22 protein-coding genes are annotated in these 25,266 nt (G+C 71.5%); 14 read left to right on the forward strand and 8 right to left on the reverse strand.

Annotated elements, in window-relative coordinates; all coding sequences use genetic code 11:
* Positions 1–99 precede the first annotated feature (99 nt).
* A complete protein-coding gene (locus ACH4SL_RS12940) occupies positions 100–1,386 on the forward strand; it encodes an MFS transporter (protein ID WP_398444475.1) in 1,287 nt (428 codons plus the stop codon).
* Here the strand turns inward: ACH4SL_RS12940 and ACH4SL_RS12945 are convergent.
* The 3 genes from ACH4SL_RS12945 to ACH4SL_RS12955 form a co-directional block, all read right to left on the reverse strand.
* The gene (locus ACH4SL_RS12945) at positions 1,355–1,939 is read right to left on the reverse strand and encodes a hypothetical protein (RefSeq protein WP_398444477.1); all 585 of its coding nucleotides are present in this window, start codon (positions 1,937–1,939) and stop codon (positions 1,355–1,357) included. The two genes, ACH4SL_RS12940 and ACH4SL_RS12945, sit on opposite strands and share 32 nt — an antisense overlap.
* A gap of 44 nt (positions 1,940–1,983) precedes the next feature.
* A complete protein-coding gene (locus ACH4SL_RS12950) occupies positions 1,984–3,069 on the reverse strand; it encodes a hypothetical protein (protein WP_398445309.1) in 1,086 nt (361 codons plus the stop codon).
* 72 nt (positions 3,070–3,141) lie between these two features.
* Positions 3,142–4,023 (reverse strand): fructosamine kinase family protein, encoded by an 882-nt coding sequence (locus tag ACH4SL_RS12955; RefSeq protein WP_398444480.1) that lies wholly within the window; start codon positions 4,021–4,023, stop codon positions 3,142–3,144.
* A gap of 106 nt (positions 4,024–4,129) precedes the next feature.
* Between ACH4SL_RS12955 and ACH4SL_RS12960 the strand changes: the two genes are divergently transcribed.
* From ACH4SL_RS12960 to ACH4SL_RS12970, 3 genes are all read left to right on the forward strand, one after another.
* On the forward strand, positions 4,130–4,564 hold the full coding sequence (locus ACH4SL_RS12960; protein WP_398444482.1) for a hypothetical protein: 435 nt from the start codon (positions 4,130–4,132) through the stop codon (positions 4,562–4,564).
* A 588-nt stretch (positions 4,565–5,152) separates the two neighbouring features.
* Positions 5,153–6,436 carry a hypothetical protein gene (locus ACH4SL_RS12965; RefSeq protein WP_398444484.1) on the forward strand — a complete coding sequence of 428 codons (1,284 nt, stop codon included), beginning with the start codon at positions 5,153–5,155 and terminating at the stop codon, positions 6,434–6,436.
* Positions 6,437–6,658: 222 nt separating this feature from the next.
* Positions 6,659–7,504 carry an LLM class flavin-dependent oxidoreductase gene (locus ACH4SL_RS12970; protein ID WP_398444486.1) on the forward strand — a complete coding sequence of 282 codons (846 nt, stop codon included), beginning with the start codon at positions 6,659–6,661 and terminating at the stop codon, positions 7,502–7,504.
* 33 nt (positions 7,505–7,537) lie between these two features.
* Here ACH4SL_RS12970 and ACH4SL_RS12975 read toward each other — a convergent pair whose 3' ends face one another.
* Positions 7,538–8,095 carry an Imm21 family immunity protein gene (locus ACH4SL_RS12975; protein WP_398444488.1) on the reverse strand — a complete coding sequence of 186 codons (558 nt, stop codon included), beginning with the start codon at positions 8,093–8,095 and terminating at the stop codon, positions 7,538–7,540.
* A gap of 153 nt (positions 8,096–8,248) precedes the next feature.
* Between ACH4SL_RS12975 and ACH4SL_RS12980 the strand changes: the two genes are divergently transcribed.
* Positions 8,249–8,491, forward strand: a complete 243-nt coding sequence (locus tag ACH4SL_RS12980) for a DUF4240 domain-containing protein (protein ID WP_398445311.1) — start codon at positions 8,249–8,251, stop codon at positions 8,489–8,491.
* 81 nt (positions 8,492–8,572) lie between these two features.
* Here ACH4SL_RS12980 and ACH4SL_RS12985 read toward each other — a convergent pair whose 3' ends face one another.
* Positions 8,573–8,908 (reverse strand): hypothetical protein, encoded by a 336-nt coding sequence (locus ACH4SL_RS12985; RefSeq protein WP_398444490.1) that lies wholly within the window; start codon positions 8,906–8,908, stop codon positions 8,573–8,575.
* 59 nt (positions 8,909–8,967) lie between these two features.
* Here ACH4SL_RS12985 and ACH4SL_RS12990 point away from each other — a divergent pair, with 59 nt between their 5' ends.
* Positions 8,968–9,288, forward strand: coding sequence for a hypothetical protein (locus tag ACH4SL_RS12990; RefSeq protein WP_398444492.1), 321 nt, complete (start codon positions 8,968–8,970; stop codon positions 9,286–9,288).
* A gap of 270 nt (positions 9,289–9,558) precedes the next feature.
* Complete coding sequence (locus tag ACH4SL_RS12995; protein ID WP_398444494.1) at positions 9,559–10,362, forward strand: IS5 family transposase; 804 nt, start codon at positions 9,559–9,561, stop codon at positions 10,360–10,362.
* Between the two features lie 519 nt (positions 10,363–10,881).
* Here ACH4SL_RS12995 and ACH4SL_RS13000 read toward each other — a convergent pair.
* Both ACH4SL_RS13000 and ACH4SL_RS13005 read right to left on the reverse strand, forming a co-directional pair.
* Positions 10,882–11,847: a sugar kinase gene (locus tag ACH4SL_RS13000; RefSeq protein WP_398444496.1), complete on the reverse strand. Its 966-nt coding sequence runs from the start codon at positions 11,845–11,847 to the stop codon at positions 10,882–10,884.
* Positions 11,844–12,470 carry a bifunctional 4-hydroxy-2-oxoglutarate aldolase/2-dehydro-3-deoxy-phosphogluconate aldolase gene (locus ACH4SL_RS13005; protein ID WP_398444498.1) on the reverse strand — a complete coding sequence of 209 codons (627 nt, stop codon included), beginning with the start codon at positions 12,468–12,470 and terminating at the stop codon, positions 11,844–11,846. Before ACH4SL_RS13005 ends, ACH4SL_RS13000 begins: the two co-directional genes overlap by 4 nt.
* Positions 12,471–12,823: 353 nt before the next feature.
* Between ACH4SL_RS13005 and ACH4SL_RS13010 the strand changes: the two genes are divergently transcribed.
* Positions 12,824–16,348, forward strand: coding sequence for a glycoside hydrolase family 2 TIM barrel-domain containing protein (locus ACH4SL_RS13010; RefSeq protein WP_398444500.1), 3,525 nt, complete (start codon positions 12,824–12,826; stop codon positions 16,346–16,348).
* Positions 16,349–16,432: 84 nt separating this feature from the next.
* On the opposite strand, the gene ACH4SL_RS13015 is transcribed toward ACH4SL_RS13010, so the two are convergent.
* On the reverse strand, positions 16,433–17,140 hold the full coding sequence (locus ACH4SL_RS13015; RefSeq protein WP_398444502.1) for a FadR/GntR family transcriptional regulator: 708 nt from the start codon (positions 17,138–17,140) through the stop codon (positions 16,433–16,435).
* 545 nt (positions 17,141–17,685) lie between these two features.
* On the opposite strand from ACH4SL_RS13015, the gene ACH4SL_RS13020 reads away from it, so the two are divergent.
* From ACH4SL_RS13020 to ACH4SL_RS13045, 6 genes are all read left to right on the forward strand, one after another.
* The gene (locus tag ACH4SL_RS13020) at positions 17,686–19,401 is read left to right on the forward strand and encodes an IlvD/Edd family dehydratase (protein ID WP_398444504.1); all 1,716 of its coding nucleotides are present in this window, start codon (positions 17,686–17,688) and stop codon (positions 19,399–19,401) included.
* A complete protein-coding gene (locus tag ACH4SL_RS13025) occupies positions 19,401–20,354 on the forward strand; it encodes a dihydrodipicolinate synthase family protein (RefSeq protein ID WP_398444506.1) in 954 nt (317 codons plus the stop codon). Before ACH4SL_RS13020 ends, ACH4SL_RS13025 begins: the two co-directional genes overlap by 1 nt.
* Positions 20,351–21,106, forward strand: a complete 756-nt coding sequence (locus ACH4SL_RS13030) for an SDR family NAD(P)-dependent oxidoreductase (RefSeq protein ID WP_398444508.1) — start codon at positions 20,351–20,353, stop codon at positions 21,104–21,106. Before ACH4SL_RS13025 ends, ACH4SL_RS13030 begins: the two co-directional genes overlap by 4 nt.
* A 134-nt stretch (positions 21,107–21,240) precedes the next feature.
* Entirely contained in the window at positions 21,241–22,266 is a 1,026-nt protein-coding gene (locus tag ACH4SL_RS13035; protein ID WP_398444510.1) for a substrate-binding domain-containing protein, read from the forward strand.
* 125 nt (positions 22,267–22,391) lie between these two features.
* Positions 22,392–23,966, forward strand: coding sequence for a sugar ABC transporter ATP-binding protein (locus ACH4SL_RS13040; RefSeq protein WP_398444512.1), 1,575 nt, complete (start codon positions 22,392–22,394; stop codon positions 23,964–23,966).
* Entirely contained in the window at positions 23,963–24,994 is a 1,032-nt protein-coding gene (locus tag ACH4SL_RS13045) for an ABC transporter permease (protein ID WP_398444514.1), read from the forward strand. Before ACH4SL_RS13040 ends, ACH4SL_RS13045 begins: the two co-directional genes overlap by 4 nt.
* Positions 24,995–25,266: the final 272 nt, after the last annotated feature.

The raw sequence follows: 25,266 nt of genomic DNA on the forward strand, positions 1-25,266 counted from the left end.
CCGCGTGGAGCGTTCTCCTGCTCGCGACACTCCGTTAGCGTCTGGTGACGCACCGCGCCCCCGCGGCTGCGCTCCCGACGCGAGAGGTGCCCCGCCACGATGACGGCCCCGGCGAGCGGGCACGGCGGCAGCGGCCCGTTCGTCGCCCTCCAGGAGCCGAACTTCCGGCTCTACGCGGCGGGGCAGTGCGTCAGCCTGGTCGGGACGTGGATGCAGGCCGTGGCCCAGTCCTGGCTGGTGGTGGAGCTGACCGGGTCCGGGACGGTCCTCGGGCTGGTGGTGGCCGCGCAGTTCCTGCCCGTCCTGCTGGGCGGCCCGTACGGCGGGCTGCTCGCCGACCGCGCCGACAAGCGCCGCCTGCTGCTGGGCACCCAGACCGCGCTGGCGCTGCTCGCCGGAACGCTCGGGCTGCTGACCGTCACCCACGCCGTACGGCTGTGGATGGTCGTCCTGCTGGCCGTCGCGCTGGGCACGGTCAACGCGGTCGACAACCCCACCCGCCAGACGTTCGTCCCCGAGATCGTCGGCCCGCGGCTGCTGCGCCCCGCCGTCGCCCTCAACAGCGTGATGACCAATGCGGCCCGCGCCGTGGGCCCGGCCGTCGCGGGCCTCCTGATCGCCTCCGTCGGCGTCGGGGTGTGCTTCCTGGCCAACGCCGCCAGCTACGCCGCCGTACTCGCCGCGCTGCTCGCGATGCGCACCGACCGGCTCCGTCCGGGCCCCGCCGTCACCCGCGCCACCGGCCAGCTGGCCGCCGGGCTCCGCTACGTCCGCGGCACCGCCGGGCTGTGGGCGCCGCTGGCGATGATGGCGCTGATCGGCACGCTGGCGTACGAATTCCAGGTGGTCCTGCCCCTGCTGGCCCGCGAGGGCGGGCACGGCGGGGCGCGTACGTACGGCTTCATGACTTCCGTCATGGGCGCCGGAGCGGTGGCGGGCGGCCTCGCGGTGGCGGCCCGCGGCCGGGTCGGCGTGGCCCCGCTCGTCGTGGCCGCGGGCGGCTTCGCGGCCGCCCTCACCGCGGCCGCCGCGATCCGCTGGCTGCCCCTCGAACTGGCCGCGCTGGCCTGTGTGGGCGCGTCCGGCACGGCCTTCCTCGCCACCGGCAACACCACCCTGCAACTGGTCGCCGACCCGTCCTACCGCGGCCGGGTGATGGCCCTGTGGTCGGTCACCTTCCTCGGCAGCACCCCCGTCGGCGGCCCCCTCGTCGGCCTCGTCGCCGAACACCTCGGCCCCCGCGCGGCCCTCGCCCTCGGCGCCGCCGCCTGCCTGACCGCGACCCTCCTCGGCCTGGCCGCCCTACCTCGCGTCCCACCCCACCACCGCCACCTCGACCCCCGTCCCCCGGGGCTCAGCCGAACCGGCTCTCCCCCCACGGAGTGAGCGCCCACCCGTCGAGGAAGCCGTCGTCCACGCGGACGGCGAGCAGCGCGGCCTCCTCCGCCGCGGCGCCGAGGTGGAAGGTGACGAAGGGCTCCGTACGCTCCCGCGCGGCATAGCCGAGTGTCTTGGGAAGACCCGGGTCCGCGGGACCGAAGACGACGGACGGCGCCCCGAACTCCCCGACGACGTCCAGCAGCGTGCGATCGCTCCCCGCCCAGCCGAGAACCCCCGCGACGAGCCCCGCGTGCTCGCCCGCCGTCAGCGTCCGGTCCAGCCGCAGCCACCCCCGCCGGTACGCGTCCTCGCCGTACTGCGACGCGACGACATGCACGTCCGCCCCGGAGAAGCCCTCCCGCAGCAGCATCGAGGGCGTGAGCCGCGCGTTCGTGTCCGCAAGCCACACCGCCTCCCCGCCCCACGGCTCCCTCGCCGCCAACTCGCCCAGCAGCCGCGCCACCACCCCGAGCCCCCCGTGCTCACCGGGCCGCCGCACGGCCGCGTTGAGCGCCCCGAGCAGCAGCTCACGGGTGCGGGAGGAGGTGTCACGGGGCACGGGAGCAGTGTGCCGCAGGCGCGGGGCGCGCGCCTGCGGATTCGTCACCACCCGCGGTCGTACAGCGCCCGCAGCCAGGGCTCGCGGACGGCGGGCATACGCGCGAGGGTGTGCCGGAAGGCCTGGAGGGACGGCCGGAAGGGCACGCTCGGGTGCGGCGGCAGCGGGTCGTCGCGCTCCTCCCCGACGGGCAGGCCGCCGACCACCGGCAACCGGGTGCGCTCCCGCGGGAGGGCCATGGCGGCCCAGAGCGCGGCCTCGACGGGCAGGGCCACCGCGCCCCCGCGCGGCTGCCACACCTCGCCGGTCTGCGGATGGATCGGTACGAGCAGCAGCTCGGCGTCCGGCTCACCCGCCCCCGGCCCGCCGACGTCCATCCGCAAGGCGCCGTCCCCGCGGCTGGGCCCGCGTGCTTCCGGCCGCAAGGCGCTGCCCGCGCTGCCCGGCCCGTGCGTTCCCGGCCGCGACGCGCCCTCCCGGGCGGGCAGCAGTGCCGCGACGCCCCAGCCCAGCAGCTCGGCGACCGGGCCCGGCGGCACCCCGACCGGCCTGCCGCCGGACGCCGCCACCACATGGGCGAGCGCGGCGCCCGCCGGGATGTCCTCGTAGCCGTTCAGCCCCTGCCACGGCGCCCCTTCGACCGGCAGTTGCGCCCAGTCCAGGACGGGCCGTTCCGGCGGGCCCGGCAGCCGGACGACCGCCTGCGGGAGGAGCCGGACGACCTGCCAGTGCCCGCAGTCGTCGTCCCGCCCGCCGACCGGCAGGCCGCAGCCCAGGCAGGCGAGGTTCGGCCCGTGGCCGCTGTTGATCCCCAGGCAGTAGCCCTCGGTCCGCTCCGCGATCAGCCCGGTGCCGCGCATGTCGCCGGGCGCGAGCAGGACCGTGCCGGGCGGGCCGTCCGACACGGCCCTCACCGGGGCGAAGAGCCCGCGGGCCGCCGCCTCCTCGGCCCCGACCGTCTCCCCCAACCGCCAGGGCGGCCCGTGCGGTTCGGGGTCCACGGCGTAGGTCCCCGCCTCCAGGAGCGCCGGGTGCAGCTCCTCCCAGTGGGTGTCACGCGCATGGACCGGCAGGGCCACCTGCGACACCGCCGCCGTCAGCACCGCGCCGCAACCGGCGCAGCCGAACACCGCCAACCCGCCTCCCCGTTCCGCCCTGTGGCCCCGCATTTCACCAGGCGGCCGACGCGTCGGCAACGGCTTTTACCCCCGCCGCCTGAAGGGCGCGAGCGTGGCGCGGACGAGGTCGGCGGCGCCCCAGTCGGGCTCGAACTGCGCGATGACGGCGAGGTGCTGGCGCAGCTGGAGGACGGGCATGCGGGTACGCCAGTCCCGGTCCAGGCCGGTGAGTTCGGCGTAGAGGTCGAAGAAGCGCGCGGCCTCGGGCGGTGGGGCGGTCGTCCACAGGTGGGCGAGGTCGACCTCGGCCCAGGTGTACGACACGGCGGGGTCGATCAGCGCGGGGCTCCCGTCCGGCGCGGCCATGACGTTCTGCGCCCACAGGTCCCCGTGCGTCAGGCACGCGGGGCCGCCCGGCAGCAGCTCGGGCAGCCGCTCGCACAGCCGCTCCAGCGCCGCCCGGTCCCCGGCGTCCAGCGCCTCCCGGACGCGCGGCTCGTCCAGCCAGCGCAGCAGCCGGTGTTGTGCGAAGAACGCGAACCCGTCGTCCTCCCACGTGTTGACCTGGCGCCGCCGCCCGAGCCAGTTGTCCCGGTGCCACCCGAACCTCGACTGCCGCGTGCTCGTGTGCAGGTGGGCGAGGTCGTGCGCGAACCGCTCCCAGAAGGCCGCGCTGTCCGGCCTGTCCCGCAGCACCGACAGCACCAGCAGCTCCCGCCCGGCGAACACGACCTCCGGCGTGGCGACCCCCGCCTCCCGCAGCGCCCCGAGCCCTTCCGCCTCCGCCCCGAAGGCGTCCCCGCCCTCACCCTCCGCGAACCCCTTGACGAACACCTCCGCCCCGTCCCCCCGCCGCGCCACCCCCGCGACCGCCGCCAGCCCACCCGTGACCGGCTCGACCGAGACGACATCCCCCATCCCGGCGTCGCGCAGTCGCGGGAGCAGCAGCAAAGCGGTATCGATCATGCCCGCGATCATCCCCGCGGCCCCCGGACGGTGGCAACGTCCCGCCTCCCGCGGAGGCGTCCGGCATCCGGCCCGAGCGGCGCGGCTGCCCTCGTACCCTCGACGGATGGAACCGCGAGGCCTTGACGAATGCCCGGTGCACCGTTCCGGGACGAGCCCCGACCACCTGGTCGAACGGCGTCTCGCGCGCGTGCTCGCGTCGTGGCACGTGAACGGCACCGCGCGCCGGTCCGGCCCACTGGACGTGTGGCTGATCGACAGCGAGGAGACGGTCACCCGTGTGACGACGGGATCGGACTGGTGCCTGATCGTGGATACGTCGGCCCCGGCCGAGGGCTACGACATGGGCGAGTCCGGCCGCGTGGAGGTGGCGGCGATCCGCGGTGAGACCCCGTTCGCGCGGCACCTCGGCGAGACGATCCTGGCGGTACGCGAGGAGGCCGACCCGGCAACCGGCAGGACCGCCCTGGAGGTCGCCTTCGCCTCCGGCCGCGTCCGCTGCGAGTCCTGGTCGGGAGAACTCCGACTGTCCGCCGGGTAACCGGGGGAACGCCGAGGAGGCCCGGCCCTGCCTGCGAAGTCCGCGATGGGACCGCCGCGGGTCTCCTGGCGGTCGACGCGGCGAGGACGCCTGCCGTGAGCTGGGACGCCCCGGCGGAGATGCGTGTTCTTCGATTCAGAAACTGTCGCTGTGTTTCCGGCACGCGGCCCGCTGGTGGGGCGATGTCCCGGACGCTCGGCGGCGGGGGATTGCTGCCGCCTACGCGGCCTCAGCAGCACCTGAGCGGGGCCCGCCGACACGACAACGCCCCATCGTCACGGGCACCGTGATCGCAACGTTACCGATCGCCGCATTGACGTCAGAGGTGGGGAACCCTACGTTCCTGCGAGCAGAAACTATCGCAACTTTCCGATCCCCCAGCCTCGGTGGTACCGCACACCTGAAGGGAGCGTGTCCCGAGATGAGGCGCGGTCAGGTCCCGCGCCCCGCAGCAGCGCCGTACGGGCAGCGCGCACTGCCCCGGTGGGATCCGCCGCGTCCGCGCATGGCGCTGCCTACGCGCACGTGCCCACCGGTACGCGTACTACGCCGTCGGCCCCCTCCATGACCCCCCACGCAGGAGACGCCATGCCCAGCCCCCTCTCCCTACGCCACCTACGTCCCCTACGCCGCCCGGCGGCGATCCTCACCGCCGCCCTCCTCGCCGCGGCGGCCGCCCTGACCGCCACCTTGCCCGCCGCCCAGGCCGCCACTCCCGCCCCGCGCGCCCTGCTGGTCGGGCAGAGCAACACCGGCGCCTGGAACGACCTGACCTCGGCCACCGGCGCGGACCCGCAGGGCGGCTCGGTCTACTACAGCGTCCGCGACGGCGGCTTCTCCGGCGCCTGCGGCTCCTCCTGCGAGAGCACCTACGCCTCCTTCCTCGCCGACCGCGGCAAGCAGATCGAGGTCGGCGTGAGCTGGAAGGACAACCCGCCCGGCTGGGACGGGAACGACGCCGACAAGCAGACCGCCGCCCAGCAGGCCACCGCCGCCATCGCCGCGGGCGGCTACGACCAGCAGTTCACCGCGCTGTCCTCCTTCATCGCCGCCCACCCGGCGGCCACCTTCCTCGTCCGGGTGGACTACGAGGTGAGCACCCCGTTCTTCTGCACGGGCGGCACCGACTGCACCTCGTACAAGAACGCCTTCCGCCACGTCGCCCAGCTCCTGCGCGCGCAGAGCGGCGCGGGCAACCGCGTGCAGTTCGTCTACCACCCCGTGCGGGGCCAGTTCGACGCCCTCTACCCGGGCGACGACGTCACCGACTGGGTCGGCGTCAGCGTCTTCAACAACGACCTGTGCCAGCCCTACCGCGAGAACGGCACCACCTACTGGAACGGCACCGAGGACACCGCCGCCCGCACCTGCTCCGGCTACTACGACGACTACGTGAACGGCAACGTCAACGCCATCCCGCACGCCTACCCCGTCGACCTCAACATCCTGCGCATGATGTGGTGGGCCCAGCAGCACGGCAAGCCCATGCTGGTGGCCGAGTCCGGCGTGCAGCGCATGTCCGACGCGCTCGCCTCCGACGGCACCCAGCCCGACGCCGACTTCACCGCCTTCATGCAGCGCCTGAACACCCTGGTCACCTACCGCGGCCCGCTCCCCAACGGCGTCGTCGACGGCGCCCAGACCCACTTCACCGGCACCGGCTACGACCTCTCCCAGGTCATCCGCGCCGTCACGTACATCAACATCGACTGGCGCTACGGCTTCGACGGCCAGACGTCCCCCACCTCCCCGATCGCCCTGCCCCCGAGCAGCGGCTGGTACGTCAACTCCCTCCTGAGCCGATACCCCCAGGGCCGTTCCACCTTCTGCGCGATGCTGTCGTCCGCGGCCTTCGCCACCACCTGCCACTGAGCCCCGGACCCGGGTCCGGACGGTGAGGCGGGGCCACCACCGACAGCGAGGCGGGGCCCCGCCGTACCGGCTTGTCGCGCGCACCCGGCGCGTCCTACAGTCGGAGCACTCCGACGAGACGCTCCCCGGAAGCACGCCGCAGGGCGGGAGCGTCCCACCTCACCGAGGTGCCGGAGGGGCGGCAGCCAACTTTGTCGACCCTTCCTTCCGGAGGACCCCTTCATGAACATCGGTATCGGCCTGCCCGTCGGCGACCCGACCACCCTGCTCACCTGGGCCCGGCGCGCCGACGCCGGGCCCTTCAGCACGCTCGGCCTGCTCGACCGGATCGTCTACGACAACCCCGAACCCCTCGTCGCCCTCGCCGTCCTCGCGGGGGCCACCTCCCGCGTCCGCGTCCAGACCGAGGTGCTGCTCGCCCCGCTGCGCGACACCGCCCTCCTCGCCAAGCAGGCCGCCACCCTGGACCGGATGACCGGCGGCCGCCTGGTCCTCGGCATGGGCGTCGGCGGCCGGGACGACGACCACGCGGCCACGGGCACCGACATCCGCACCCGGGGCCGGCGCCTCGACGAGCAGATGGCCGTCATGCGCCGCCTGTGGTCCGGCGAGCCGTACGGCGAGGGCGCCGGCCCGATCGGCCCCACCCCCGCCCGGCCCGGCGGCCCCGAGGTGCTCTTCGGCGGCTTCCGGCCCGCCGCGCTCGAACGCGCCGCCCGCTGGGGCGACGGCTTCCTCGCCGCCGCGCCGCCCTCCTGGGCGGGCGGCCTGTTCGACACCGTCCGCACCTTCTGGAAGCAGTACGGCCGCGAGGGCGACCCGCGCCTCGTCGCGCAGGTCAACGTCGCCCTCGGCCCGCCGCCGGTGGTCGACGACGCCCGCGCCCGTATGCGCGCGTACTACACCTTCACCGGCACGCCCGACCGCATGACCGCCGGACTCCTCACCACCCCCGCGCAGATCCGCGAGGCGATCACCGGCTTCGCCGACCTCGGTGCCGACGAGGTGATGCTCTACTGCTACGGCCTCGACCCGTCGCAGGTCGACCGCCTCGCCGACGTCCTCTGATCCCGGCAGTCCGGCCCGCCGCCGAACTCCCCTTCAGCCGGCGGCGGGAAGGACCTGCACCAGCCCGACCCAGGACCGCTCGTCCGCCCGGGCGTGGACGGCCCGTATCCTCCAGACCCCGGCGGGCAGGGGGACGGGAGCCTGTTCGGGCCGTCCACCCCCGGGATACCCGCGGCTCAGCTCGACTCCCGTGTCGGCGGAGTTCATGAGCACGGCGGGCCCCTCCGTCACCCACGTGCCGCACTCCTCCCACGGGGTTCCGGGGTCCGTCAGCACCGCTTCGGCGGCGGCTATCAGACCGGCCTCGGAGTCGGCCGCCAGCCAGCGGAGGAAGACCCGCCGCTCGGCGACGAAGCAACTGGCCGCCGGCTCGTCCCCGAGCACCAGCGCCTGAGCCCCGTCCCCTCCCACCCCGATGACCCCGGCCAGCCCCTTCACCCCACAGGCGCGGTCGTAGTCGTCCGGCCCCGCCCCGTCCTCCCTGACGACCCGATCGTCCGTCCACCCACGCCACGCGTCCAGCGCCGACACAGGCACGACGACGAGCGGACCACGCATCGGCTCCACCCAGTCGGTGGCGGAAATGTTCACCCGCCCAGTGTGCCCGCGCCCACTGACATCACACGCCGCGTGAACGCCCCTGCAGCCAATCCGCAACAACGTAACGGTGGCCCCACCGGCCAACGGAGGCCCGGCGGTTGCTGACATGCTCTCCGACATGACCCCGGGGAATACGGCGAGGGCCTGTCGGCCGACGCGTTCCTTTACACCCGCGCCGCGGTCGTCGCGGCCGCCCGCGAGGAGTACGAGCGCGTACTGCGGGACCCCGCCCGTTTCCTGCCCTTCGCCAACGGCTTCGTCTGGGCCGAGGCCCTGCTCCACGTCCCCGACACCGCCTACGAGCGCCTCACCGGCGACGCATGGGACCGCCGCACCCGGTACAGCTACGAGTCGTACTCCAACACGGCCGGCTGGACGAACGCGTAGCGGACCGGGGCGGGACGTCAAACGGCCGAACGCCTGCGGCTCGCCACGCACAGGGAAGCAGTCCCACCGCGCACCGCGTGATCACTCCAGCCCTTCAGACGCCCCCTGCTCGAACGCGCGGCGGCAGCGTTCCACCTGTTCGGCGACCTGTCCCATGAACCAGCACACGATCGCGTAGGGGATGACATGCCCGTCCTGGCTGCGGACGTGGACGGTCGGCTCAAGGCCGGGGTCCTCGTCGGGTATCACCGCCACCATGAAGGCAGCACCAGGCAGATGCGTCGCCGCGCTGGGAATCTCCGCCCAAGCAGCCGGCGCCGGCACGGCCTCGCTCAGCTCCACGCACCAGGCGTCGTCCGGCAAGGCGTAGTGGAACTGGACGGCGTAGTGGCGCCCTGCGTGAACGCGTATCGGCATGTCCGCAGGCTGCCACACCTGCCACGCGCCAGCCACCCGCGCCCCGTGATACTTGGCCGATGGACAACTTCGAGGGCACCGCGACGCTCGAATGGTGGGCCAACCGATCCACATGCTTGGCCCGGCTCGGCGTGCGAGTCACGGCACGCGCCACCGGCAACAATTGGACCTGCGACGCGGTCCTCGAACCGCCCCTGACCGCGGAGGAACGCGAGAACTTCGACTTCCTGACGGCGCTCGACCCGCTCTTCACCCTCCGCTTCGGCGAAGACGGCATGCTGCACGTACATGTGGCCGCAGCAGAAGGCGATGGACGACTCACTCTTGCCGCCTACCAGGCAGAGGCGGCAGAGAGAGCTGGCACCAGACAGCTGCCGTAAGTGACTGTTGATCTATCGATCTTGATGGACGTGGGTTCGACTGAACCAGCTCAGCCGGGTGATCTTGCCGTGTATCGAGCATGGAGTCAGGGCCGCTGGTGCAGCTCGGGGTTGTCGAGATCGTGAGCACGCCAGGAAGCCCTGTTGTCGCTTCTCTGCGCCCTTGCACCCACTGGTTCCAACTCGGCTGCCCTGTCATGTGATTGCCTCGCTCATCGGTTCGGGAATGCCGGGGACCGTCCGGACAGACGACCGAGGTATCCGTCCGACATGAGCGACGTAGAGTGGGCTGTGATCCGGGTCGAGATGCCGGTCCCGGGATGGCTGGAGGGCCGAGGCGGGCAGCCCGAGGGCTATTGCCACCGGCAGCTGGCGGACGCGGTGCGCTACCTGGTAGCGGGCGGCATCGCCTGGCGAGCGATGCCAGCGGATTTTCCCGCGTGGGACCGCGTCTACGCGTTCTTCCGGCGCCGGCGGGACACGGGCCTGGTCGCCGAACTCCACGACCGTCTGCGGGACCGGGTCCGCGTGGCCGCCGGGCGGGATCAGGAGCCGACTGCGGGCATCATCGACACGCAGTCGGTGAAGGCGGCCGCGTCGGTGCCGGCTGCGAGCCGAGGCTTCGCCGGCGGGAAGAACGTGAACGGCCGCAAGAGGCACATCGTGGTGGACACCCTCGGCCTACTGCTGACCGTGGTGGTGACCGCTGGCTCGGTCACCGACCGTGAGGCCGGCGGGACGCTGCTGGCCCGACTTCGCGAGCGGCGCCGGCGCATCACGATCGTGTGGGCTGATGGCGGATACACCAGGACGCCTGGTCGACTTTGCCCGCGACGTCCTGAGCCTCGCTCTGATCGTGTTCAAACGCACCAGCAGTACCGTCGGGTTCACCGTCCTGCCCAAGAGATGGTTGGTCGAGCGGATGTTCGCGTGGCTGATGCACCCACGCCGCCTCGGGCGCGACTACGAGAATCGCACCGAGACCTCGGAGGCGATGATCCGCTGCTCGATGAGCATGGTCATGAGCCGCCGCCTCGCCAAGCGGTCATGCTGATTCAGGACCGCGTTTCGTAGAACGGGCGGTCGGGCGCCCAGTTGCGTGAACACACCGTCACGTCCTCACCCCTGAGGTACGCCAGCGGCCACTCGCCGAACGTCATCGCGTGGAGAGTCCAGGCCGGACTGTCGAACTCATGGACCACGATGCGCCATAGCGACGAGGGGTCCTCCGGAACTCGGAGGAAGACCGCCTCGCCCGTCGCGGCAGACGCCACTGGCATCAACTCTCCGGGCCCCGCCCCAGCCGGCGCGGGCAAAAACTTCGCCATGTCCTCCTCCTGCCACATCTCAAGATCACCTCTGACCTCTTTTCCCATATGGCCGGCGGGGTGGTCCAGATAGAGGAGTCATCGACCACGACGTCCGGCTGCCCAGGGCCGAGAACCTGCCAGCCGATGGCGGTCCCGTCGAGGCCGTCGCACGGTCGGTCCCAGGCCGGTCCACCGAATTTCCCCAGCTCGTGCAGCTTCTCGACCCGACTCCATGATCCGCCGGACACGCCCGAGGCGATGGCACTGGCTGCCGACCGCTTTCCTAACGCAGGGTGGTGCCGGCGGGCCGGTCGAGGAGCGCGAGGTCCGCACGGGTGGGCAGCCCCTCCCAGTCGCCGCGGATGGTGACGGCGAAGGCACCGGTGGCTGAGGCCCGCTGGAGCCTCGCGCTCAGGTCCAGCCCGTCGAGCATCGCGGAGAGGTAGCCGGCGACGAAGGCGTCACCGGCACCGATCACGTCCCTGACCTGGACGTGCCGCGCGGCGACATCGATGGTGCCCTGGGCGTCGGTCGCACTCGCGCCGTCGCCGCCGCGGGTGATCACCACCTCGCGCAGTCCCCGCGCGACCAGGGCGGCCACCGCGCCCTCCTCGTCCAGCGACGGATCGTCGCACACCAGGTGCAGTTCGTCGGCGGACGCGACGAGAACGTCGGCGGTGCGGGCCAGCGGCAGCAGGATCTCCCTGGCCCGCGACGGATCCCACAGTCCGGCGCGGTAGTTGACGTCCAGGCAGACCGAGGCACCCAGTTCCCGGGCGCGGGCCGCCGCGGCGGCGACGGCATCGGCGGCCGAAGGGCTCAGGGCGGGGGTGATGCCGGTCAGGTGGAGGATCCGTATCCCTGGACGCAGCGCGGGAAGCACGTCCTGGGCCTCGATGGCCGATCCGGCCGATCCCGCCCGGTAGTAGGCGACCTTGGCGAGGTCCCCGATGCTGTCCTCGCGCACCAGCAGTCCGGTGGCGCGTCCTTCGGTGTCGGTACGTGTGTGGGTGACGTCGACCCCCTCGGCGCGCAGGGTGCGCAGGACCAGCATGCCGAACGCGTCATCGCCGACACGTCCCACCCAGCTCACCCGATGGCCGAGCCGGGCGAGGCCGATCGCAACGTTGGCCTCCGCGCCGGCGACCGACAGTTCCATGGCCGGCCCGAGCTTGATCGGACCGGTGGCGCGCAGTGCGGCCATGGCCTCCCCGATCGTGACGACGGCGGGGCCCATCGTGCCGGTCATGCCGCGATCCCGTCGGCCAGTGCCGTACGCCAGTGCGCGATCCGGGCGCGCAGCTCGGCCACGTCCCCGCCGCGGGCCGCGTCCCCGATCAGCGGAGATCCGACGCCGACGGCCACCGCGCCCGCGGCGAGGAAGGCGCGCGCCGCTTGCGCGTCGACACCCCCGACGGGGACGAAGGGCACGGTGGGGAAGGGGTCACGCAGACTTTCCAGATAGGAGGGGCCGCCGAGGGAGGCGGGGAAGAGTTTGACGGCGAGCGCTCCGCACTCGTCTGCGGAGTTGATCTCACCGGGTGTCAGGGCACCGATCAGCACGGGCAACCCCAAGGGCATTCCTCGCCGGAGGTCGTCGCCGAGTCCCGGGGTGACGAGGAAGCCCGCTCCCGCGTCGGCGGCGCGGGCGGCGTCGGCGGCGGTGCGGACGGTGCCGGCACCGATATCGGCGCCTGGTCCCAGTTCTCGGCGGGCGCGCTCGATCACCCACAGCGCGTCGGTCGTGGTAAGCGAGACCTCGGCGGCGGTGATGCCCTCCTCCGCGAGGGTGATCACCGTACGTAGCGCGGCTTCGCGATCCGTCCCGCGCACGATGGCGATCGTCTGGTGCGGCAGTTCGGTCAACTTCATACAGGCCCCTTGTGCGATGGGTGCGGTGGGACGCAAGGGGCACCGAAGGCGGCCTGGACGGCCCGAACCCTCGGCGCGACCGGAGCCTTGCGCTTCCGAAAGCCTTCCACTTATATCTGCTTAGCAGCCTAGTTGCCAAGGAAGGTTTGACAGTGACGTCACTCCACCGCCATACCCCTCAGGAACCATCGGCCACCAGCACCGACACCCGCGGCTTCTCACGCCGATCCGCCCTGAAGAGCCTTGCCGCCGCGGGCTTCTTTGCCGCAGTCGGCGACATCTTCCTCGCGGGTCCGGCCAGTGCGGCCACCGCGCCCCCCGTCATCCCGCCCCTGCCCGACACGGTCTCAGGGGTGAACAGACCGACCATCGCGCTCACGTCGGGATGGCGCTACACGACCAGCCCACCGGCGTCGTTCTGGACCCCGGGCACCGACACGACGGGCTGGCAGCAGGTCCAAGTGCCGGGCGAGCCCGCCTTGCAGGGGCAGACCGTGCCGTCCGACGTGGAGTGCGCCTACTCGGCGACCGTCGACGTCCCGGCGGACTTCGCCGGCATGCGGATCATGCTCCGCTTCGACGGCGTGTACAGCTACGCCCGGCTGTGGGTGAACGGGACCCTTGTGCGTACCCACGACGGCGGATTCACCACCTGGTACGCCGACATCACCTCGCTCGTCACGCCCGGCAAGCCGGCCACGGTCACCGTCGGCGTCACCGACCGTCCGACAAGCATCGCCGATCAGTCCGAATACGCCCACCACACCATCGGCGGCATCCTGCGCGACGTGACCCTGGTGGCACTGCCCGTCTCCTGCCTCACCCGGCTGCACGCCGACACCACGTTCGACGCCTCGTACACCAACGCCACGCTCACCGTGACCGCGGCAGCCCAGCTGCCGGCCGGCGCGAGCGGCACGGTGAGCCTGACCCTCACCGATCCCGGCGGGAACCAGGTCCCCCTCTCGCCGTCAACGATCACCCTGACCGACACCGCGTCGCAGGCGGCGGTCGCGATCGCCGTGCCGGCGCCGCTCAAATGGGATGCCGAGCACCCCAACCTCTACCTCCTGCGGGCCACCTACCAGGCGCAGGGACAGACCCAGACGGTGTCCCGGCAGATCGGCTTCCGTCAGGTCAAGGTCCAGGGCAACCAACTCCTGGTCAACGGCGAACCCGTGCACCTGCTCGGCGTCTGCCACCACAGCATCACCGAGGGGCAGGGCCGTTCCACCAACCCGGCGATGGAGGAGCAGGCCCTGCGCCTGTACAAGGAGGCCAACTGCAACTTCATCCGAACCTCGCACTACCCACCGACGCCCTCGATGCTGGAGTGGGCCGACCGGCTCGGCCTCTACGTCGAGGTCGAGGCGCCGGTCTGCTTCCAGGGCGGCACGGTCAACGATCCGGCGTACGCGGACCAGTACATGACGCAATACGCCGAGATGCTGGAGCGTGACCGCAGCCACGCCTGCGTCATCGAGTGGTCGGTCGGCAACGAGAGCGGCACGGGAGTCAACTTCGCCTCCGAGAACGCATACTCCCATCAGACCGACCCCAGCCGGCCCACCGTCTTCGAGGACGCGGGACAGGCCAACGGTGGCACCGAGACCGACATCTACAGCGGTCACTACCCCAACCTGGGCAACGCCAACGGCAACGCGAAACAGCCGATCCAATACGGCGAGTTCGCCCACGTCCCGTGCTACAACGTCGACACGCTGCGAACAGACCCCGGCGTACGCGACTTCTGGGGGCACAGCATCGCCAAGCTCGCCGCCCGGTTCCGGACCACCGAGGGCGTCGTGGGTGGATCCATCTGGGCCGCCATCGACGAGGTGTTCCACCTGCCGTCCGGCCCGGTCGGCTACGGCGAGTGGGGTGTCATCGACCTGTACCGGCGGCGCAAGCCCGAATTCTGGCTGACCAAGAAGGCGTTCTCGCCCGTGCAGATCGCCGACGGTGTGCTGACCGGGCTGACTCCCGGCGGGGCGATCCCGGTACCGGTCCAGAACTGGTTCGACCACAGCAACCTCGGCGAGCTGACCGTCACCTGGCAGATCGGCAGCAGGTCGGGCACCGTCGGTGGAGTGAACGTCCCGGCACGGCAGAGCGGGACGCTGACCATCCCGGCCGGGCCCTGGGCGGCGGGCGATGTCCTCCACCTGACCTTCAACCGCGGCTCGGCACTCGTCGACGAATACCGCCTGTGGCTCAACACCCGTACGTCACCAGCCTTCATCCCGGTCGGCGGCACCGCGCCGACGGTCCAGGAGACCGCGAACAGAATCGTCCTCACCGGCGTCGACGCACCCTTCACGGTGGTGTTCGACAAGTCCACCGCGCGGCTGGTCGAGGCCACTGCAGGCGGCACCCGCGTGCTGACGGGCGGCCCCGACCTGGTGATCTCCCGTACGGTGCCCGGCAGGTGGGCCGGCGCGTCGGCCGCGGTGACCACCAGCGGCGGCCAGGCGGTGGTCACGCTCACCGGGGCGTTCGGGTCGGTGGGCGCCACCTTCCGGATAGCCGTCGACGGCCACGGCCTGCTCACCACGACCTATACGATCACCAATCCGCCCACCGGTCAGGTCAGCGACGTCGGCGTGCGCTACACCCTCGCCGACGGGACCGACACCCTCACCTGGCAGCGAGACGGCCAGTGGACGGCGTACCCCGACGACCACATCGGCCGCGCCACCGGCACCGCCACCAGGTCGCGTGCTTCCGGCACGGACGGCTACCGCGTCCAGCCGACCTGGCCCTGGTCCGAGGACACGCACAGCTACTTCCTCTTCGGCAAGGACGGCGCCGCGCACTGGACCAACGACTTCCGCAGCACCAAGACCAACGTGCGCCTCGCCAAGGCCACCGCCGGAGCGAACGGCCCCGGAGTGCAGATCGAATCCGGGGGAACCGACTCGGTGCGCCTGGCACCCGTCGAACCCCGGGTGGTCGACGACACGTCAGCGCAGGTCGTCTACAGCGGCGCGTGGACGCACGCCGACGCGAACTCGGGTTACACCGGCGGCGACCTGCTCGGCACGGAGTCCTTCACGAACGCCGTCGGGGCCTCGGCGCAGCTGACCTTCACCGGCACCGGCGTCGGGCTCTACTCCGCCAAGGGGAACAACCTCGGCATCGTGAAGATCTCCGTCGACGGCGCGGTGGCGGCGACCGTGGACCTGTACGGCCCCGGCAAGTCTCCGGCCCAACTGGTCTTCCGCAGCGCCCCCCTGGCTTACGGCGAGCACACGGTCAAAGTCGAGTGCACGGGTACGAAGAACCCCGCGTCGAGCGGCACCTACGCGCTCGTCGACGCCTTCCGCGTGGTCAACCCGATCGTCGACGACGCCTCCGGGGGAGTCACCTACACCGGATCGTGGACCCACGCCGACGCCGCCCAGTCCTGGACCGGCGGGGACCTCGGCCGGACCGAGTCGTTCAGCAAGCAGGCAGGGGACACCGCCACCGTGAGCTTCTGGGGCACCGGCGTCCGCGTCATCAGTCCCAAGGGGGGCAACCAGGGCATCGCCGAGATCTCGGTCGACGGCGGCGCCGTCACCCGGGTCGACCTCTACGCCGCGAGCAAGCTCTTTGCACAGAAGGTGTTCGAGCGCACCGGTCTCGCCGAAGGCGGGCACACCGTGACCGTGCGCGTCACCGGCCAGAAGAGCCCGTCGGCGAGCGACGCGTACGTGGCGGTCGACGCCTTCGAAGTCGTGACCTCCGATCCCTTCGCGGCCCACGATCCCGGAGTGGATCTCATCACCAGCGCCAGGATCAACTATCCCGACCTGTCCTGGGGCAACTACGTCGATCCCGCCATCACCCTGTCCGCCGGTTTCAGCGCCACGACCCGTATGCGGCTGCTCGGCTGAAGCCTGGGTGGGAGCTACCGCTCCGCGGCCGGCTCCCACCCAGCAGCGGGGGATGTCCAGGACCTCCCCCGCTGCTTCGGCCACTCATTCGGAGGGGAGCAGCCCGAGATCGTTGCTGGTCTCCGCGAGGTGGTCGGCCATGGCCCGGGTAGCACCCTCGGCATCACCGGCGGCGACGGCGTCGAGGATGCGCTGATGCGCCTCGATCGTCGCCTCCTGCCGGGCACCGCGCTCTTCCCGGCCGCGGTAACTGGCACGGCGGGCGTCGAACAGGGCTCCGTTCATGGCCGCGAGGAGGAAGGAGAAGACCCCGGAGTCGGCCAGTTGGGCCACTGCTTCGTGGAAGGCGAGGTCGCCGGTGATGAACGCGTCACGGTCGCCGGCGGAGTCGCGCATCACCTGCAGAGCCCGCTCGGCTTCCTCGACCGATCCGTGCCCCGCCGCGACCCGCGCGGCCGCGCGCCGGGCGAGTTCGCCTTCGATCACCCGGCGGGTGTCGAGCAGGTCGGGCAGGTCCATGGAGTTCTGGCTGAGGCGGAACGCGAGGATCTGCTCCAGCACGGCGGGCGACGGCGTCGCCACCCGGGCCCGCTTGCCCTGGCTCGAGACAAGGACGCCCCGGGCGACCAGTGTGCGGATGGCCTCACGCACCACGAGCCTGTTCACCCCGTGACGCTCGGCGAGTTCGCCCTCGGCGGGGATCTCGTCGTCCGCGCGTAGCTGTCGCTGCTTGATCTCCTCGACGATCTCCCGCACCACGTGGTCGCTCAGAGTCGTACGCCCGATCGTCATGCGGCAGTGCCCCGTTCATCGGCTGCCTGCGTCCTGACGAAATCGTGGGGCTGTGGGGAGTCGACTTTCACGGCGGCCATGCTGTCACGGCCGGACGGGCGCCGTGCGCGAACCGGTGTACCGAGTGCCGCACACTTACCGCCCACCGCGTTACGGGCGGTGGCAGGAACTGGCGGGGCCGCCCGGCACACCGCCGCGACGCGAGCGGTGTGAACGCTGCGGTCCCCTCTGGCCAGGGCTTTCACGTATGCATCCATCCCGTCGCGCACGTCTGCTCCTCCTCCATGACGATATCAGTGACCGCTCACCTCACTGCTATGCAGACAAACGAGTCAAGATGCTTGACAGCATAGCTGCTAAGTACCAACATCCTGTCGTATCCGCTTGGGCGGGCTCCGTGGCCGCGTCTCTGCCGCCCGGAGCAGCCGGTCCGAGCCGGCCGCTCCCTCCAGGAGCGTGGATCTCAGAACCCGAGGAGGTGTGGCGACGATGCGCGAGCAGATCGTTGCAAAACCCGCAGGCGTGTCCCTTCCGGGGGACCGGGCATGAGCCGACTGCGGAGTTCGACGTGGTGGGACGAGCCCGGCAAAGCCGGATTCATAGCCCGCCACCACATGCGCCAACTCGGCCTCACCCGAGACCAGCTGCGCGACAAGCCGGTCGTGGGCATCTGCAACAGCTGGTCAGAGCTGACACCGTGCAACTCGCACCTGCGGGTACTGGCCGAATCGGTGCGCCGCGGGATCACCGCCGCGGGCGGACTGGCCCTGGAATTCCCGACCATGTCCATCGGCGAACCCCTGATGCGGCCCACGTCGATGATGTTCCGCAACCTCATGAGCATGGACGTCGAGGAGACCATCCGCGCCAATCCGCTGGACGCGGTGGTACTCCTCGGCGGCTGCGACAAGACCCTCCCGGCACAGTTGATGGGAGCGGTCAGCGTCGATCTGCCCGCCATCGCCCTGTCCGGCGGGCCGATGCTCACCGGACGGTTCAGAGGCAGGACGGTCGGCTCCGGCACCGACATCTGGCGCATGAGCGAGGAGTTGCGCGCCGGCCACATCACGCAGTCCGACTTCGAGGAGTTCGAAGGCTGCCTCGCCCGCTCGGCCGGACACTGCATGACCATGGGTACCGCCTCCACCATGGGCTGCGTCACCGAAGCGCTCGGCCTGTCGTTGCCCGGAGCCGCCGCGCTGCCCGCAGTCGACGCCCGCCGCGCCCAGCTCGCCGAACAGTCCGGCGCACGCGCGGTCGAACTCGCCCGTGAGGGACTGCGCCCGTCGGACATCCTCACCCAGGCTGCGTTCACCAATGCCATCGTCGTCAACGCCGCCATCGGCGGCTCGACGAACGCCGTGCTGCACCTGCTGGCAATCGCCGGCCGGGCCGGCGTGCCCGTCAGCCTCGACGACATCGACACGGAGGCCCGGAAGGTGCCGCTGCTCGCCGACCTGATGCCCAGCGGCCGCTTCCTCATGGAGGACTTCGCCTACGCCGGCGGCCTGCCCGCGCTCATGAACGAGCTCGGCGATCTGCTGGACCGCAAGGCACTGACCGTCACCGGACGGCCCCTCGGCGAGAACCTCGAAGGCCACCAGGTGTGGAACCGCGAGGTGATCCGTCCGATCGACGATCCCGTCCAGGCCGCCGGCAGCGGCACGGTCGTGCTGCGCGGGAACCTGGCACCGGGCGGCGCGGTGCTCAAGCAGTCCGCGGCCTCGCCGCACCTGCTCCGTCACCGCGGTCCCGCCCTGGTCTTCGACGGCATCGAGGAGTATCTGCGCGCCGCCGACGACCCGGATCTGCCGGTCGACGCCGACACCGTCCTCGTCGTCCGCAACCTCGGTCCCCGCGGCTACCCGGGCATGCCCGAACTCGGCAACCTGCCCATGCCCGCCAAGCTGCTGGCCGAGGGGGTCACCGACATGGTCCGCATCTCCGACGCGCGGATGAGCGGCACCGCGTACGGCACCGTCATCCTGCACGTGGCACCGGAGTCCTCGGTGGGAGGACCGCTCGCCCTGGTTCAGACCGGCGACACCGTCGAACTCGACGTCGCGGCCCGCAGCCTCCGTATGGATGTCAGCGACGCCGAACTCGCCGAACGCTCAGCAGCCTGGGCCGCCCCGGCCCGGCAGGGCGTCCGAGGCTGGACGAGCCTGTACGTCGAGCGCGTCCTGCAAGCCGACCGGGGCGTCGACCTCGACTTCCTGGTCGGCGGCTCCGGCGACCAGCCCGGAAAGGTGCCCTTCTGATGAGCGGGACCCCGGCCGCGGCCACGGACCTGCTGCGCGGCGTGATGCCGGTCCTCGAAGTGCCCTTCACCGCGCGGGGCGACCTCGACCTCGACAGCTTCGACCGCCTCGTTCGCCACGTGCTGGACACCGGCGTCACCGCTGTCATGTTCCCCGGCTTCGCCAGCGAGTTCCACAAGCTCAGCGACGCCGAACGGGACCTACTCACCGGCCGCCTCCTCGATCTCACCACGGCCCGCCCCGACGTGGCGGCGGTGGTGTCGGTCCCCGACCACGCCACCCGCCTCGCCGTCGAGCGCGCCACCGCGGCCGTCGAGGCCGGAGCCGACGCAGTCAACCTCCTGCCGCCGCATTTCCTCGGCCCCCCCGCCGCGGAGGTCCACCGGCACGCGACGGCGGTCCTGACCGCGGTCGCCCCCACACCGGTGATCCTTCAGTACGCCCCGGCTCAGACCGGATCATCCTTCACCGCGGACGCGCTGCGCCGCCTCGCCGCTGACCACCCGAACCTGGTGGCCGTCAAGATCGAGACGGCACTGCCGGGCCGCTTCGCCGAGGATCTCGCAGCCGGAGCACCCGCGCTGCGCTCCTTCATCGGCTATGCCGGGCTGCAACTGGCCGACGGCCTGCGCCGGGGCATCGACGGGGTACAGCCGGGATGCTCCTTCACCGAGATCTACCAGCAGATCTGGCGGCTGTGGCACGACGGCGACCGGACCGCCGCCCTCCAACTGCACGCCCAGCTGGTTCCCCACCTCGCCTACTGGATGCAGGAAGTCGAGCTGATCATCATGGTCGAAAAGGTCATCTCGGCCCGCCGCGGCCTGATCGACGACCCCCACTGCCGCCATCCCGCCCGCAGCCTGGACGCCCGGGAGATCGACGGCGTCGACCGCTTCCTGGCCGAGTTCGACGTCGTACTGCGGCCCCAGCACGACAGGAGCGGATCATGACTGATCTGACCGGCCACTGCGTACTCATCACCGGTGCCGCGCGGGGTATCGGCGCGGCCGTCGCGGCCTCGGTCGTCGCGGCCGGCGCCCGCGCCGGCCTGGTCGACATCGATGCCGACGGCGTACGCGAGACCGCCCATCGCCTCGGCCCGTCGGCTGCGGCGGCCACTTGCGACATCACTCGTGAGGACCAGGTCGCCGCCGCGGTGCAGGAGCTGAGCGGCCGGCTCGGCCCCTTCACCGGGCTGGTCAACAACGCCGGGCGGAACTCCTACGCCGATCCCGTCGCGATGACGACCGACCAGTGGGACGAGGTGTTCGGCGTCGACCTCAAGGGGGCCTGGCTCACCGCCCGCGCCGTACTGCCGCACATGCTCGGCGCCCGTCACGGCTCGATCGTCAACATCGCCTCCCTGCACGCCACCCTCACCTGCCCCGGGATGTTCCCCTACGCCGCCGCCAAATCCGGCCTGGTGGGCCTCACCCGGAGTCTCGCCCTGGAAGTCGGCCCTCAGGGCGTCCGGGTGAACGCGGTCAGCCCCGGATACATCGAGACCGACCTGCTCGCCGAGTACTTCGCCCAGAGTGAGCCGGACGTCCGCCAGGCCGCGGTCGGCAAACACATCCTCGGCCGGCTCGGCACACCCGACGACGTCGCCGCCGTGGTGGCCTTTCTGCTCTCCGACGCGGCCGGCTTCGTCACCGGCGCCGACTGGTCGGTCGACGGCGGCGTGTCCGCCCGCTTCGCCTGAACCCACCGGCACCGCCGGCCGGGGCACGCTCCGTCAGCCCCAGGACGGCCGGCGATGCCCCCATGCCTCCTCCCGTTCCCGAATACCTCGCTCACCCCATGGAGAAACAAATGTTCAGCGCCCGGAACCGAAGAATGGTCATATCCGCCGCCGTCGCGACGGCCGTACTCGCCGGGGTGGCGGCCTGCTCCAGCGGGCAGGACCCGGTGAAGGCGGACGCGCCCGTGTCCCGGGTCAGCGGGAAGATCTCGATCACGTACCTGCAGAAGCAGGGAGACCAGGAGTACTTCATCGGAGAGGCGGCGGGCGCCAAGGCCAGGGCCGCGCAGCTCGGCGTCGACCTGAGGGTGGTCAACCTCGGCAACGACGCGAACAAGACCGTCAGCGAGGTGCAGTCGGCCGTCGCTCAGAAGGCCGACGGCGTCATCATCGTCGTACCCGACCCCGCCGTCGGCCCGCAGGTCGTACAGACCACCCGCGAGGCGAAGATCCCCCTGCTGACCTCGGACGACCAGATCTGTGCCAACGGCCCTGACCCGGCGTCCTGTGACAAGGCGAACCTGGTGCCGCGGATCGGTTTCTCGGGCGCCCAGATGGGCGGCGAGGTCGGCAAGCGCGCCGCCGAGGAGTACAGGAAGGCCGGCTGGAAGGCGGCCGACACCCGGATCGTCTCGGCCTGGAAACCGGATGTGACGGTGTGCGGTGACCGCGTCAACGCGGCCAAGAAGGCATTCGACGCCGGCGCGGGCGCACAGGTGAAGAGCATCGACGTGCCGACCGACAACACCCCCACCGGCGCCCAGGACAAGATCGCCGCGACGATCACCGCGAACGCGGGCGTCAAGCACTGGGTGGTGTGGGGCTGCAACGACGAGAACGTACAAGGCGGCGTCACCGCCCTGCAGAACGCCGGCATCAGCCCGAGCAACGTGATCGGAGTGGGTCTGGGCGCCTACCTGGCCTGCAAGGACTGGAGCGGCGGCAAGCCGTCGGGGATGAAGGCCGCGCTGTTCATCAACGGCAAGGACGTCGGCGCGCTCGCGGTGCAGACCATGTACGACAAGCTCAAGAACGGCAAGGCCTTCCCCGCCGAGGCGTTCGCCCCCACCACCATGGTCGACGCCACCACCTGGAAGTCCGCCGGCGCGACCTGTAGCTGACCCGCCCCGCCCCGAGACCGCCGGTGCGGCATGGCGCCATCCCCCAGCGAATGCCGCACCGGCCGCCCCCCGTCGTCCGGAGGGCCCCACCGTCCGTCCACGCGCCCACCTCAGCGAGGCATGAGATGACCACTCCCGCCGAAAAACCGCCGCCCGCTTCCCCTGCCACCCCACTCGGCAGCGGAGCCGCCGTTCAGGACATCGTGAAGCGCTTCGGCCCCGTCGCAGCCCTCGGCGGAGTCACCCTCGACTTCCCGCCCGGCCAGGTGACCGCCCTGATGGGGGAGAACGGAGCCGGGAAGTCCACCCTGCTCAAAGTCCTCACCGGCGACCACCAGCCGACCGGGGGGCAGGTGCTGCTGGACGGCCGGCCGCTCGCGCTGGCCTCGCCGATCGACGCCCGCAAGGCCGGGATCCGGATCATCCCGCAGGAACCCGAGATCATCCCGCACGTCTCGGTCGCCGAGAACGTCTACGCCGGCTCCCTTCCCCGCAAGGCCGGCCGCCGCCTGGACCGCGCCGCACTGCGCTCGCGGACCACCGCGGATCTGAAGCGCTTCGGCTTCGACAAAGTGCTGGACCCGGACCTTCCCGGCTCCCGGCTCACCCCGGCGCAGCGCCAACTGGTGGAGATCCTCCGGGCGTTGATCGGCGACGCGAAGGTCATCGCCTTCGACGAGCCGACCTCCTCACTCGCCGAGCACGAGGTCGCCGCGCTGTTCGCACTGATCGATCGGCTGCGCGACTCCGGCGTGGCGGTCATCTACGTCTCGCACCGGATGAAGGAGATCTTCCAACTCGCCGACCGCGTCGCCGTCCTGCGTGACGGCACCCTCGCGGGCGTGCTGGACGTCGCGGCCACCACCGAGGCCGAGCTCGTCCGGCTCATGGTCGGCCGCGACCTGAGTGCCATGTTCACCCGGCCCCACGTCGCCACCGACCGCCTGGTCCTCGATGTCCAGGACGTCACCACCGACGACGTCCGCAACATCGACCTGCGGGTCCACGCGGGCGAAGTCGTCGGCCTGGCCGGCCTGATCGGCGCCGGGCGCTCGGAACTGGCCCTCGCTCTGGCCGGAGACCTTCCGATCCGTAGCGGCACCGTCACCCTCGACGGCGAACGGCTGCCCTCCGGCAAGCCCGGAGCGGTCATCCGCGCCGGGCTCGGCCTCGCCCCCGAAGAACGCAAGGCCCAGGCCCTGTTCATGCACCGCTCGGTCCGTGACAACACGTCCGTCGCCGTCCTGGACCGACTGCGCCGCTTCCGCTTCGTCAAGCGTGCGGCCGAACGTGAACTCGCCCAGCACTACACCGACCGGCTCCGGGTGCGCACTCCCTCCATCGAGCACGAGGTGCGCAAACTCTCCGGCGGCAACCAGCAAAAGGTCGTCCTGGCCCGCTGGCTGGCCCGCAAACCCAAAGTGCTCATCCTCGACGAGCCCACCCGCGGCGTGGACGTCGGCGCCAAGGCGGAGATCTACCGGATCATCGCCGACCTCGCCGAGGAAGGCGTCGCCGTGCTGGTCATCTCCTCCGAACTCCCCGAGGTACTCGGCCTCGCCGACCGGATCGTCGTCATGCAGAACGGGCGGATCACCGGAGAACTCAGCCACCAGGAGGCCACCGAGGAGGCCATCCTCACCCTCGCCATGGCCGACGACATCGCCGCGCCCGTCAGCGCCCTTGGAGCATCCGCATGACCACCACCACACCGCCGGCCCTCAAGAGCAGCGGCCCGCACCCCGGCCTGTCCGCCCAACGCTCACTCCTGAGCACCGTCAACGGGCAGAACCTGAGCCTGATCGGCGCCCTCACCGTCGTCCTGGTCCTCTTCGGCGTCCTCAACGACAACTACCTCAGCATGTCCAACATGCAGGTGATCGCCGAAGCCGCCACCATCACCGGCCTGCTCGCCGTCGTCCAGACCGTCGTCATCATCTGCGGAGGCCTGGACATCTCCGTCGGCTCCCAGGCCGGCGTCGCCTCCGTCATCAGCGCCATGGCCTTCACCAGCGCCGGCTCCAACGCCCTCGCCGGCATGGCCGCGGCCGTCGGCGTCGGCCTGCTCGTCGGCATCCTCAACGGCCTGATCATCGTCTACGGCCGCGTCAACCCCACCATCGCGACCCTCGCCGGCCTCGCCGCCTACAAGGGCCTGGCCCAGCTGATCTCCGACGGCCGCGCGCAGGGCTACGTCCTCAACGACGACGTCTTCGTCTTCCTCAGCCGCGGCAAGATCGCCGGTCTCCCCGTCATGGTCTGGATCCTGATCGTCACCGCCATCGCCGTTCACCTGCTGCTCAAATACACCGACATAGGCCGCAACATCTACGCCATCGGCGGCAACGACACCGCCGCCCGACTCGCCGGCATCAACATCAACAAGTACCTCGTCGCCGTCTACGCCCTGACCGGAGTCGTCGCAGCCGTCGCGGGCATCCTGCTCACCGCACGCACCGGCTCCGGCCAGCCCACCTCCGGCAGTGAAGGACTCGAACTCAAAGCCATCACCGCCGCGGCCCTGGGCGGCTGCGCCCTCAAGGGCGGCAAGGGCGGCATCGGCGGCACCCTCCTGGCAGTCGCGTTGCTCGGCTGCCTCGAAAACGGCCTCACGGTCCAGGGCATCAACTCCTTCTGGCAGAACGTCGCCCAGGGCGCGCTCCTGGTCATCGCCGTCGTCATCCAGCAGCGCCGCACCGGCGAACGCCCCGTCGGCCTCCCCACCTGACCCACCTCTGACCAACACCCCAAGATCGGAACCTCCTTCACCGAGAACGCGTCGCCCCCTGCGCAGCTCACGGAGGAGGCCCCCGACACGCCCCGCAGACGAAAGCCGGGCGCGTCTGTCCACGGGCTTGTCCAACGGGACGACGCGGCTGTTCGGTGCCGTGACGTCGGCGGCGTTACGCCGGGCCCGTGCCGATCACCGGGCGGCGGAGCAGCGGGCTTACCTCGGGCTGGCGGACCGGCTCGCGGTCACGGTCGGGCACTGGCGTTACG

The sequence above is a fragment of the Streptomyces sp. NPDC021020 genome, from assembly GCF_044333285.1.
In the GTDB taxonomy this organism is placed as follows: Bacteria; Actinomycetota; Actinomycetes; order Streptomycetales; family Streptomycetaceae; genus Actinacidiphila.